This is a genomic window from Membranihabitans marinus (assembly GCF_021729155.1).
In the GTDB taxonomy this organism is placed as follows: domain Bacteria; phylum Bacteroidota; class Bacteroidia; order Chitinophagales; family Saprospiraceae; genus Membranihabitans; species Membranihabitans marinus.
The window spans coordinates 38,572-50,390 of sequence record NZ_JAJQYA010000009.1; the positions used below are offsets into that span (position 1 = coordinate 38,572).

An 11,819-nucleotide genomic window follows, 5' to 3' on the forward strand; every position below is an offset into this window, starting at 1 on the left:
TAAAGAATAATATTTGTTATGCTGGTAAAGACTTTTGCTAGCGCTTTAGAAGGCGTCGATGCTATTCGCATTACCATTGAAGTAAATATTGGTGGTTCCGTAGTAGGTTCTAAACTGGCCTATTTCCTAGTCGGCCTACCGGACAATGCCGTCAAGGAAGGTTATCAGAGAATAGAATCTGCCATCAAATCCGTCGGCAAGTTCATGCCCAGACAAAAGGTTGTTGTCAATATGGCTCCGGCAAATATCAGAAAAGAAGGCAGTGCTTACGACTTGCCAATAGCCCTCAGCATACTGGGTTCTACTAAACAGGTGTCTTCCAAACATTTTGACCAATATATGATGATGGGAGAACTGGCATTAGATGGAGGAATCCGCCCCATTCGCGGTGCCTTACCCATGGCCATATTGGCTCGTAAACTCAAATTCAAGGGCATCATTCTACCCTATGCCAACGCTCGAGAAGCCGCTATAGTAAATGACTTAGATGTATATGGAGTAAAATCTCTTGATGAAGTAATCGATTTTTTTGAAGATTCCAATAGACTGCGTCCAACCGTAGTCGATACCAGAGATGAGTTTTTCCATAATTACAATCAATACCAAGTAGATTTTGTAGATGTAAGAGGACAGGAAAATATTAAACGAGCCCTCGAATTGGCAGCAGCCGGAGGACACAATGTATTGTTGATTGGCCCTCCAGGAGCAGGTAAAACCATGATGGCCAAAAGATTGCCGACTATTCTACCTCCACTTACATTGGCAGAAGCCCTTGAAACTACCAAAATTCACAGCGTGGCAGGTCTTCTCAACGAAAACGCTTCTTTGATTAAGACCAGGCCATTTCGATCCCCCCATCATACCATTAGTGATGCCGCTTTGGTCGGAGGAGGATCGAATCCCCTGCCTGGTGAGATCTCACTATCCCACAACGGGGTGTTGTTTTTGGATGAATTACCAGAATTTCACCGTTCTGTATTGGAAGTAATGAGGCAACCTTTGGAAGACCGAAAAATCATAATATCCAGGGCCAGAATGACGGTGGAATATCCGGCTTCATTTATCCTCATCGCTTCTATGAATCCCTGTCCCTGTGGGTTCTTAAATCATCCCGAAAAAGACTGTGTCTGTACACCGGCAGCCATCCAAAGATACCTCAACAAGATCTCCGGTCCCCTACTCGATCGTATCGATTTACATGTGGAAGTCACCCCGGTATCATTTGATGAAATAACCTCTAGCTCTCATACGGGAAAAACCAGTGCCGAAATAGCCGAACGAGTCATTAATGCTAGAAAAAATCAACAAGAACGATTCGCCAAATACGAACTAGATATCCTCTGCAATGCGGAAATGCCGCCTAGAATGGTGAAACAATTGTGTAAAATAAATAAGGCCGGAGCTACGTTATTACGAGCAGCAATGGAAAAACTTCAGCTATCCGCTCGTGCCTACGATCGAATACTCAAAGTAGCTCGAACCGCAGCAGACTTAGACAATAAAGAAGACATCGAAATAGGTCACTTGGCAGAAGCCATTCAATACAGAAGTTTAGATAAAGAAAATTGGGGAAATTTATGAATATAGAAAAAAAATACGCCCTAGGTTTAATCATTACCGTAGCGGCCATATTCTTGGCAAAATATTTATCCGAACAAAATACCGTAATGGTTGGGGATAAGGCCATGAATTTTACTTACACCAATATGGAAGGACGAGAAGAACAATTACTCGATCAATCGGCCAGCTATACCCTACTAGATTTCTGGGCCTCATGGTGTCAGCCCTGTAGATTGGGGAACAAAAAACTAGTAAACATCTATAAAAATTCTCAGCCCAATGATTTAAAAATTATATCCATTGGTATAGAGAAGGATAGCCTAGAATGGGAGACAGCTATCGAGGAAGACTCATTGCCCTGGGACGACCAATACTCCAGTTTTACCATGTTCAACGATCGGATAGTAGATGGATACAAAGTGACTACTACCCCCACCTATTTTCTCATCGATAAAGATGAAAACATCATAGCCAAATCTCATGATCTTGAAGATATAAAGTCAGTGCTCGTCAAAAAAGACATCATACACTGACAATTTGTCCCATATTTTTGAATGGCAAGTACTTTGCACCACTATTAGCAAAAACGGATAATACATGAAGGATAATATAGAAGAAATGCAAGATCCCATAGATCAAGGGCAGGAAAATACTATTCCCGAAAATGAAGCTGTAACAGATACTGACCCTCTCGAGGAATTACAGGCGGAATATCAAGAACTAAAGGATAAATACTTGCGTTTGTTTGCAGAATTCGACAACTTTAAGAAAAGAACCCTAAAAGAGAAAATAGAAATGTCCAAAATGGCAGGACAAGACGTCATAAAGTCACTTTTGCCTGTATTGGATGATTTTGATAGGGCTAAGATGATTGCCGAACAACCCGACAGCAATGAAACCTTTAGTGAAGGAGTAAAGTTGGTATACCAAAAAATACACTCCGTACTTCAGAGCAATGGTTTAAAAGTAATGGAAATTGAGGACTCACAATTTGATCCGGAATTACACGACGCCATTACCGAAATCCCTGTGGAGGACGAAAACATGAAGGGCAAAATCGTAGATGTGATAGAAAATGGATACTATCTCAACGATAAAATAATAAGACACGCAAAAGTAGTAACCGGAAAAAAGTAAGATTATGGGGAAGAGAGATTATTATGAGGTTTTGGGCGTGGATAAGTCAGCGGATGAAAAAGAAATAAAAAAAGCTTATCGGAAAATAGCGATGAAGTTTCATCCCGATAAAAATCCAGACAATCCAGAAGCTGAAGAAAAATTTAAAGAAGCGGCCGAAGCATATGAAATACTCAGTGATGCAGACAAAAAAGCCAAATACGACCGATATGGTCATGCCGGAGTGAATGGTCAAGGTGGATTTGGATCAGGTGGCATGACTATGGACGACATCTTCGACAATTTTGGTGACATTTTCGGTGGTGGAGGTAGTCCATTTGGCACCTTCTTCGGAGGTGCTCAAGGTGGAGGAGGCAGAACCAGCAGAGGAAGTCGAGGATCCAACCTGAGAATTAAGGTTGCTCTAACCCTGGAAGAAATAGCCAGTGGAGTCAGTAAAAAAATAAAAGTTAAAAAACAACTAAAGTGTAAAACCTGTCATGGTTCAGGAGCCAAAGACGCTGGCTCTGTAAGTACTTGTGGTACTTGCGGTGGTCATGGAGTGGTTCGCCAGGTAAGAAATACCTTCTTAGGTCAAATGCAGACCACAGCTACCTGCCCTACTTGCAACGGTAGTGGTGAGATCGTAAAGGACAAATGTACTACCTGTAAGGGAAGTGGACATACCTATGGCGATGAAACGGTAGAAATAGATATTCCCGCAGGTGTAGAAGCCGGCATGCAGCTGTCCTTGAGAGGAAAAGGAAATGCTGGAGCCAATGGAGGTCCTGCAGGTGACTTACTTGTTTTGATCGAGGAAAAACCCCATGCCACCCTAACTCGAGATGGCAATCAAATCATATATGAACTCTACCTCAATTTTGCGGATGCCGCTTTGGGCACGAGCATAGAAGTACCTACTTTACAAAACAAAGTTAAGATCAAGGTTCCCGAAGGAACACAGTCAGGTAAAATATTTAGGTTAAAAGGAAAAGGCTTACCCAATGTCCAAAGCTACGGCTCTGGTGATCAGTTGATCCATGTAAATGTTTGGACACCTAAAAACCTTAGTGCTGAAGAAAAAGCACTGTTGGAAACCATGAGAACGATGAAAAATTTTGATCCGACTCCGGGTAAAAACGACAAAGGCTTTTTTGATAAAATGAAAGACTATTTTAATGGTAAAACATAGGCTCTATATCGCAGGCATTGCCCTAATCATGAGTTTGTGTTCATGTAATCAAGATATAATAGCAGATCATACATGGGAGTTGTCGCCAGACCATTGGCATCACTCCCATGTTCTTGAAGACAGTTGGAACTTAACCGATAGCTCAAAATACTACAGGTTATACCTCAACCTAGACCACAGTAACGAATTTGCCTATCAAAATCTATACTTAAAACTTCAGCTAGAAAGTCCACAATCCCAGATTATCGATGAGACTACCTCTATCCAATTGATGGATGTCAGAACAACACAGTGGATTGGCGAACAAAAAGGTAGTGAATTAATCCATCTTAAAACCACGATCCGAGATAGCCTATTGTTAAAAGATGATGGTCAATATCACATTGTGATAGGCCAATATTCGAGAGATTCCCTACTTCAGGGCATTGACAGAATCGGATTTGAACTAGAAGCTCTCTCTCCCTAAATAAAAAAAGGATAAATGTGAAAAATCAGCATTTACCCTTTCTTAAAACTACCAGCTGTCCTTTAGACGGTGGAATTATTGAAAGTCACATTTAAGTTTAAAAATTTATCTATTCTTTTACTTGATCTACCATAGGACGCCTTTCGTTATTTAACAATTCACAGGCAGTTCCAAATATCAACTCAACTATCGTAGTCATTTTTTCGAACTCTATCTTTTCTATGGTATCAGTAGGCCGGTGATAATCCTCGTGGACACCGGTAAAATAAAATATTACAGGAACATTGTTTTTGGCAAAATTATAATGATCCGATCGATAGTAAAAACGATTGGGGTCGGCTTCATCATTGTATTTATAGTCTAAAAAAAGTTGAGTGGTTTTAGTATTCACCTCTTCATTGATTTTATGTAAATCTGAACTCAATTTATCAGAACCAATAATATAGACGTAGTATGGATCGTCTTCGTGAAACTTATCCCTTCTCCCTATCATATCTACATTGAGATTGACAATGGTATTGTCCAAAGGATAAAGGGGATGATCGGTATAAAATGCGGATCCCAACAAACCCTTCTCTTCGCCATTGGCAAATAAAAACAAGACAGAGCGCGCTGGAAAATCACTATTGTTTTTGGCCAGTAAACTCAATACCCGAGACATTTCCAATACCGATGAGGTTCCTGAACCATCGTCGTCCGCCCCATTAAAAATATCTTTGCCTCGAACACCCAAATGATCAAAATGAGCTGATATCACTAAGATTTCATTTCTGAGAACGGGGTCTTTTCCTTCCATAAATCCTACTACGTTGGGAACGTATTCGTATTTGGTCAATTTATGCATTTTCAATTCCACCTTTTTACTGATTACTACAGGGGAGGTATTGTTGCGCCGTTGTTCGTATTTACTCTTTCTATATGCCAATATATTGGATTGGTACCTGGCCATGATAGCAGTAGCCATGCCCGGCGATATATATATGATATTGGTTCGTCCTACCTTCGGCAAATTGGTGGTCACTGAGGGACTTAAAAGCAGTGGTCGATACCTGGCCAATCTGGATGCAAAATGCTCGGAGATCACCAATATCACACGAACACCAGCTTCTGATGCTGCCTTTATTTTTGTATTTTCTAAACCAGAACCACTATATGAATTGCTGTCATCAGGCTGACCTTCATGGATCATCACCATCTTATTGGACAAATCCATTGACGAAAAATCATCAATGCGGTCATTATTCAGTCCATAGCCCAAATACACTATTTCCTGATCTTGAAAACTGGGCAGATTAGGGTTCTCAGAAGGCAGGGCATAAAAGTCCTTATTTGCTTCAAATTCCCGACCTCCCAATACCATGGACAATTCTTGCCATGTCTGCTTATACAAGGGGAAGTATTGAAAATAGTCCCTAGTATTATTTGGGGTCTCGTAACCAAATTCATTCAATTTTTTAGCTAAAAAGGCTGCAGCCTTTTTATTTCCAGCTTGACCTGTTTCTCTGCCTTCAAATTCATCCGATGACAATATCGATAAATATTTGTAAATAGAGTCTTGGGATATATTCTGAGTAAAGTGGGTCAATTCCATAGGACTGTATTGCAACATTTGTCCCTCGGATTGGGAAACGGTCACCAAAAGAATCAATAATAGATATAACTTATTCATCTGCTATACTTTTTTTCAAAATAAGGATTATTTTCTGAATCTAACTATAATCCACCTATTTGCATACATTTTCAAGCTTAAAATCAATAGATGTTAGTCTAAAATAGAAATCAATGATGCTAAAAGAGGTCTTCCTTAAAACACAAAAAAGGATCCTATCGGCAAGATAGAATCCTTTTTAATAATTTGAACGGAACTAATTATTTGATGTTATTCATTAATTTGAAATCCAGACAAATCGGTATAACTACCGAGTCTTGAATGCAATTTTTCCAACAAGTCGGGATCTTTGGTTCTCACTACAAAATTAGCCAAACTAGGAATAGTCGTCTCCCATCTCTCCTTCTGCCCCTCAAATCCTGCATTTAATGCAGAATTGCTCAAAGTACTGTAAAACGAGAGCTGCTCGTCATACCGATCGATCAACTTATTCAAAGGCTCAAGTGCCAATTCAGTTTTGTCTAAATCCAATAAACTATTGACGTATATCATTATACTTGGGTCGTAGGGGAAGTTATAATCCGGAAACACTTCGAAAAACTTATTGATAAAGTCCACTCCCATGTTCTGGTATTTAAGCTTCTCTTCCTCAGAGCTAGCCTGTCTATAATTTTTAATACATTCGTTAACCGACAGTCTAAACATGGTTTGCATGGCATATACTGTACCTCTAAATCCAGGAGCTACGTTTTGATCGTATTTATCTAATCCCCCCCACTTAAATTTAGTCATTACATTTTCGTAGACCTGATCCAGATTGACCATATTGTTGCCTTGTACCGGGACAAATCTACTACCTAAACCTTCTATTCTAAAATATTTATCCAGTCCGTACAACTGTTCTTTGGGCGCAGTAATTGCCCAATAAATAGGTCTCTCTTGCCAATTGCTAGATATGATATCCAAGACAGCCATCTGACCTTTGTTGAGATATGGATATTCTTGTTTAAATGGTATTTCACCGGAAATCCGAGTAACCACTTGACCTTTATCCGAAGGCGTAATCATATTTTTTATGGCTTGACTCGCCGTATCGACATTGATATAAAACTTATTGGTGGGAAGATAACTTTCCAACTGACGATTTCCCGTCGAGGTGGGATGATCTTCGGCTGCAAAATTCAAGATTTGATCCAATGGTCTAGGACTATCTTCTTTATAAGGCAGATTATTGCGCTTAGATCCTCTAAAGTCATCGCGATCGAAAGTAAATTTAATGGCCTCTGATTCGTTGACTTTTCGACGCAATCCATTGATATACCAATCAACTGGTATAAGACTTAAATTGACCACCCTCACATCGGGTCTCAGCCCTTCTACTTCTTGTGCATACCACAGAGGATAGGTATCGTTGTCTCCATAGGTAAATATGATGGCATTCGGAGCGCAACTCTCCAAAAAGTTGGTTGCATAATCTCGTGCACCGTGAAGCTTGCTTCTATCGTGATCATCAAAATTGTTAATAAGCATGACCAATGGAGCTACCAATACAAAACCTCCCGATAAAAACACACCACCTTTGTCCCCTATTTTCGATTTTATAATCTCGTATATGGCTGGAACGGCTAAACCAATCCAAATGGCAAAAGCAAATAAAGATCCAACCAAAACATAATCTCTTTCTCTGGGTTCAGCTGGTGGTTGGTTGGAATAAACAATGATACCTATACCTGTGATTATAAAAAAGGATAAAAGTGTAAGAAACTCTCCCTTATTTTTCTTCATCTGCCAAAACAAGCCAATGAGTCCAAAGATAAAAGGCAGATAGAAATAGTAATTCCTATTCTCGTCTTGTTTAACCGTCATAGGATCCTTGGAATAGTCATAGTATCCCAATTTTACGACCTTGTCGAGGAAGGGAATACCGGATACCCAATGACCATCGGTCCAATCCCAGGGCAGGTAGCCTTGGGTTCCATTTAATCGGCCTACAAAATTCCACATAAAGTACCGGCCGTACATCCAGCCCAATTGATATCGGACTAAAAAATTGAAATTGTCGGCTGAGGTAGGAGAACCATTCTTCCGTTTCATCCAATAATTTCTATAGTAAGGTATGTCTTTGGGTTGACTCGATGACATTCTAGGGAAGAGGACATTATCCTTGTCATTGTAGACATAGCTGAGTTTTTGACTGGTTATTTCGTATTTGTCTCCTACGAAGCCATAGCGATCTTCTACTTTCATATCCACCGGCTTGGCATCGAATTGTGGACCTTTTAGAATGGGTCGCTCTCCGTATTGTTCCCGGTTAATATAGGGAATTAAAGAAAATACATTGTCGGGATCGTTCATATTGATCGGTGGCTCTGCTCCAGCTCTCACGACTACGACCAAAATAGTGCTGTATCCAATGATGACCAACATCAAGGCCACCAAGGCTCTTTCTAAAATATAATTCTTTTTCTTCCACGCATATCGCAGACCGAAATAAAAACCGGCAACCAATAAAATCAACAATGGAATGAGTCCACTGTGAACAGGTAATCCAAAAGAATTGACCAATAACAATTCAAATTTTGACCAAATGATTGGCAATCCGACAATTACTCCTTTTTGAATCACAATTAAGCTAACCAAACCACCGAGGGTGGCCAAAACCAAACCCCAAAATGAGATTTTCTTAGTTTTCTTAAAATAATATAATAATGCCAATGTAGGCAATGCCAATACCGAAAGTAAGTGTACCCCAATGGAAACACCTATGGCAAAATAAGCCAACATTAGCCATTTGTCTAAATCAGGGTCATCTGGTGAACTATACCATTTTACACCGGACCAAAGGGTCAACATGGTAAAAAATGTAGATAGTGCATACACCTCTCCTTCTACGGCAGAAAACCATACCGAAGTGGCAAAACCACCGCAAAGTCCTGCGACAACACCACCAAAAAACAAGACCAATGATTGAGTTTGGTCGGCTTCAACATCTCGTCCCAACCATGCCATTTTACCCAATCGAAAAGCGATCCATGCCGTAAATGTAGCAGCAAAAGCCGTGGACACTGCCGACAATAGATTCACGGCAAAAGCGATACCAGAAGGGTTAGATGAAAACAAATCACCGACGATAGCAAATAGGCGACCGACCAATAGAAACAATGGAGCACCTGGTGGGTGAACTACTTGCAACTTATAGGCTCCAGCAATAAATTCTCCAACATCCCAGAGAGATCCAGACCTTTCTGTAGTCATCGCAAATACGACAAAGGTAATCGCAAATACGACCCAGCCGGAAAGATTCTTAAAATTAATGTAATTGTTCTTCATTGAATTGATATTCGATTTGGCTCAAATTTACTAAAATACTTATTGGTTCACAATTTTAAATGGACTATCCTTTTTTATTGTAATAACTCTATAAATAAACTTAAAAATAACACGATTATTGGCTGTTCACAATTTTGTTTTATTTCATCTTATTCCCCTCTACTTTATTTGCCTTTAATCATTATACTTCAGACCGTTAAATCGTTTATCTTTCAATGAATAAATTCTTGTGACGAACAACTTTTTTCATTATAATATATAAGATAATAGAAAACACCGGCCTAATCTAATCCAATAAAATATGTACAATACCCAGAGAAATATGGATTGTATGGCTAGTAATTACTACATTTTCCCTAATATTGAACAAAGTTATTACTATAGGGGTTAGATTATTCATTCTGTCGAATAGATGAATAATAAACATCCATAGGTAGATAGAAAAAATAATGATATGATATTAAAATGGTTAATAGTTGGAGCCGTTATATGGTTCTTCTACAATCGGTTTAAACGCAACACCTACCTTGAAGAACGTCGAAAAGAAGAATTTCGCCTGAAAAATGAGGCCGGAAGACAATCCAAAGAATCAGTTAACGCTGATAATGACGAATATATAGACTACGAAGAGGTTGAATAATTCATGGATTACCACGAACTTATTTTCGCCAATGAATCTCTGGTAGCCGTTCACAAGGAAGCTGGTATACCCTGCCAATCCAAGTCTGAACATCCATTACCATTGGACAAAGCCCTGCCTTTACTCTTGGGTGAATCTTTACAACTATTAAATCGTATAGACCAAGTCGTAAGTGGTTTGGTCTTATTTCAACGATTAGGTGACAATTCTAAAAAAATAGCAGTACATCATATTGTCAAAAAACAATATATCGCCATAGTAGAAGGAGTGGTAGAAGAACACAAAGGGCAGTTAATGCATTATCTAAGGAGAGATGGTCGCAAAAACAAAAGCTTTGAAGACAGAAAATCTGGCAAGAAATCCATCCTCAAGTACGAAAAAATCATCCAATTAGAACGATATACTATTCTCAGTATCCATATAGAGACCGGGAGATTTCACCAAATAAGAGCTCAAATGAGTTTAATCGGTCACCCAATCAAGGGAGATGTCAAGTATGGAGCTAGAAGAAAAAACAAAAATCGATCAATAGATTTACATAGCTATAGTTATCAGTTGATCAGCAATGGTGATACCATGACGATAACCGATGGAAGATTCCCTGAGAGTAATTTATGGACAATTGCAAGTAATTTTTTATTAAAAAATCAAAACCATGGAACAGAATAAACGAACAAGTATTGAAAAGTTAGGTGAGTTTGGTCTCATCAGTCATCTGACCCAGTCTGTAGTAACTCATCAACCTACTACGGTTAAAGGTATCGGTGACGATGCTGCCGTTATAAAAAATAAAGAGGACAACACCGTAATATCTACCGATATGTTGGTCGAAGGCATCCATTTTGACCTGGCCTACCACCCACTCAAACACCTAGGTTACAAAGCCGTAATCGTCAACCTATCCGATATATATGCTATGAATGCCATCCCTACACAAATAACGGTATCCATTGCTATATCGAACCGATTTAGTGTAGAGGCATTAGAAGAGTTATACGATGGTATTCGCGCAGCTTGCGACGCTCATCAAGTCGATTTAATCGGTGGTGATACCACATCTTCGCTAAAGGGTTTGATTATCAGTATCACTGCATTGGGACAGGGACCAAGTGAGCGACTGACTTATCGAAATACAGCCAAGCCTGGAGACCTTCTTTGCGTTACAGGAGATTTAGGAGGTGCCTACATGGGTTTACAACTATTGGAAAGAGAAAAGCAGATATTTTTAGAAAATCCAGACATAAAACCAGACTTAGAGGATCAAACCTATTTGGTTCAGCGTATTCTTAAACCAGAAGCTCGAAAAGACATAGTGAATCACTTCCACCAACATGAATTCATGCCCACTTCCATGATAGATATTAGCGATGGACTGGCATCGGAAATATTCCACCTCTGCGACCAATCCAAAACCGGCGCCATTGTCGAAGAAGTCAATATTCCTATCGCCAAAGAAACTGAAACTATGGCTTTCAATTTTAGAATTGATCCCCTCGTAGCGGCATTGAATGGAGGTGAAGACTATGAATTGCTATTTACTGTAAAAAAAGAAGACCATAGCTTTGTGATGAAAATGGTCGATGCCTCAATTATTGGAGAAATTGTTGAACCCGAACAAGGTATTCATTTACATAGTAAAAATGGCAAAATTCATAAATTACAGGCTCAAGGATGGAAACATTTTTAAATTTTTATTGAAAATAACAATTTTCCTGCAAAATATAAAGTTTTAATAATAATTTTCTATATATTGCAAAAGCAATGATATCGAAATCCTTAGATAGAAGGACAACTTAGTTGAAATGCGAACATCCTTCCATTTGTAAAATGGAATAAACGTTGATTCTATTATAAAGCGAATTAATAATTCTATATAAATTGATAATTCACTTATAATTCGGAGATT

At 39.1% G+C, this 11,819-nt stretch carries 10 protein-coding genes; 8 read left to right on the forward strand and 2 right to left on the reverse strand.

The window, feature by feature from the left end:
* Positions 1–18: 18 nt before the first annotated feature.
* From LVD51_RS07790 to LVD51_RS07810, 5 genes are all read left to right on the forward strand, one after another.
* Positions 19–1,581 carry a YifB family Mg chelatase-like AAA ATPase gene (locus LVD51_RS07790; protein ID WP_236970650.1) on the forward strand — a complete coding sequence of 521 codons (1,563 nt, stop codon included), beginning with the start codon at positions 19–21 and terminating at the stop codon, positions 1,579–1,581.
* On the forward strand, positions 1,578–2,093 hold the full coding sequence (locus LVD51_RS07795; RefSeq protein WP_236970651.1) for a TlpA family protein disulfide reductase: 516 nt from the start codon (positions 1,578–1,580) through the stop codon (positions 2,091–2,093). Before LVD51_RS07790 ends, LVD51_RS07795 begins: the two co-directional genes overlap by 4 nt.
* 64 nt (positions 2,094–2,157) lie before the next feature.
* Positions 2,158–2,697, forward strand: coding sequence for a nucleotide exchange factor GrpE (locus tag LVD51_RS07800; protein ID WP_236970652.1), 540 nt, complete (start codon positions 2,158–2,160; stop codon positions 2,695–2,697).
* 4 nt (positions 2,698–2,701) lie between these two features.
* Complete coding sequence (gene dnaJ, locus LVD51_RS07805; protein ID WP_236970653.1) at positions 2,702–3,868, forward strand: molecular chaperone DnaJ; 1,167 nt, start codon at positions 2,702–2,704, stop codon at positions 3,866–3,868.
* The gene (locus LVD51_RS07810) at positions 3,855–4,334 is read left to right on the forward strand and encodes a gliding motility lipoprotein GldH (RefSeq protein WP_236970654.1); all 480 of its coding nucleotides are present in this window, start codon (positions 3,855–3,857) and stop codon (positions 4,332–4,334) included. The genes dnaJ and LVD51_RS07810 overlap by 14 nt, the downstream gene beginning before the upstream one ends.
* 109 nt (positions 4,335–4,443) lie before the next feature.
* Here LVD51_RS07810 and LVD51_RS07815 read toward each other — a convergent pair whose 3' ends face one another.
* Entirely contained in the window at positions 4,444–6,003 is a 1,560-nt protein-coding gene (locus LVD51_RS07815) for a M28 family peptidase (RefSeq protein ID WP_236970655.1), read from the reverse strand.
* A gap of 210 nt (positions 6,004–6,213) precedes the next feature.
* Positions 6,214–9,273 carry a glycosyltransferase family 117 protein gene (locus LVD51_RS07820; protein WP_236970656.1) on the reverse strand — a complete coding sequence of 1,020 codons (3,060 nt, stop codon included), beginning with the start codon at positions 9,271–9,273 and terminating at the stop codon, positions 6,214–6,216.
* A 454-nt stretch (positions 9,274–9,727) separates the two neighbouring features.
* Between LVD51_RS07820 and LVD51_RS07825 the strand changes: the two genes are divergently transcribed.
* Genes LVD51_RS07825 through thiL form a run of 3 tightly spaced genes read left to right on the forward strand, consistent with a single transcriptional unit; the run spans position 9,728 to position 11,600 of the window.
* On the forward strand, positions 9,728–9,913 hold the full coding sequence (locus LVD51_RS07825) for a hypothetical protein (protein WP_236970657.1): 186 nt from the start codon (positions 9,728–9,730) through the stop codon (positions 9,911–9,913).
* Between the two features lie 3 nt (positions 9,914–9,916).
* The gene (locus LVD51_RS07830) at positions 9,917–10,582 is read left to right on the forward strand and encodes a pseudouridine synthase (protein WP_236970658.1); all 666 of its coding nucleotides are present in this window, start codon (positions 9,917–9,919) and stop codon (positions 10,580–10,582) included.
* Positions 10,569–11,600, forward strand: coding sequence for a thiamine-phosphate kinase (gene thiL, locus LVD51_RS07835; protein ID WP_236970659.1), 1,032 nt, complete (start codon positions 10,569–10,571; stop codon positions 11,598–11,600). The genes LVD51_RS07830 and thiL overlap by 14 nt, the downstream gene beginning before the upstream one ends.
* The last annotated feature ends 219 nt before the right edge of the window (positions 11,601–11,819 follow it).

Bases quoted from the DNA above. Each gene is read 5' to 3' on its own strand.
- LVD51_RS07790 (WP_236970650.1), top strand. From the start codon at position 19: ATGCTGGTAAAGACTTTTGCTAGCGCTTTAGAAGGCGTCGATGCTATT.
- dnaJ (WP_236970653.1), top strand. From the start codon at position 2,702: ATGGGGAAGAGAGATTATTATGAGGTTTTGGGCGTGGATAAGTCAGCG.
- thiL (WP_236970659.1), top strand. From the start codon at position 10,569: ATGGAACAGAATAAACGAACAAGTATTGAAAAGTTAGGTGAGTTTGGT.
- LVD51_RS07830 (WP_236970658.1), top strand. From the start codon at position 9,917: ATGGATTACCACGAACTTATTTTCGCCAATGAATCTCTGGTAGCCGTT.
- LVD51_RS07800 (WP_236970652.1), top strand. From the start codon at position 2,158: ATGAAGGATAATATAGAAGAAATGCAAGATCCCATAGATCAAGGGCAG.
- LVD51_RS07820 (WP_236970656.1), bottom strand. From the start codon at position 9,273: ATGAAGAACAATTACATTAATTTTAAGAATCTTTCCGGCTGGGTCGTA.
- LVD51_RS07810 (WP_236970654.1), top strand. From the start codon at position 3,855: ATGGTAAAACATAGGCTCTATATCGCAGGCATTGCCCTAATCATGAGT.
- LVD51_RS07815 (WP_236970655.1), bottom strand. From the start codon at position 6,003: ATGAATAAGTTATATCTATTATTGATTCTTTTGGTGACCGTTTCCCAA.
- LVD51_RS07795 (WP_236970651.1), top strand. From the start codon at position 1,578: ATGAATATAGAAAAAAAATACGCCCTAGGTTTAATCATTACCGTAGCG.
- LVD51_RS07825 (WP_236970657.1), top strand. From the start codon at position 9,728: ATGATATTAAAATGGTTAATAGTTGGAGCCGTTATATGGTTCTTCTAC.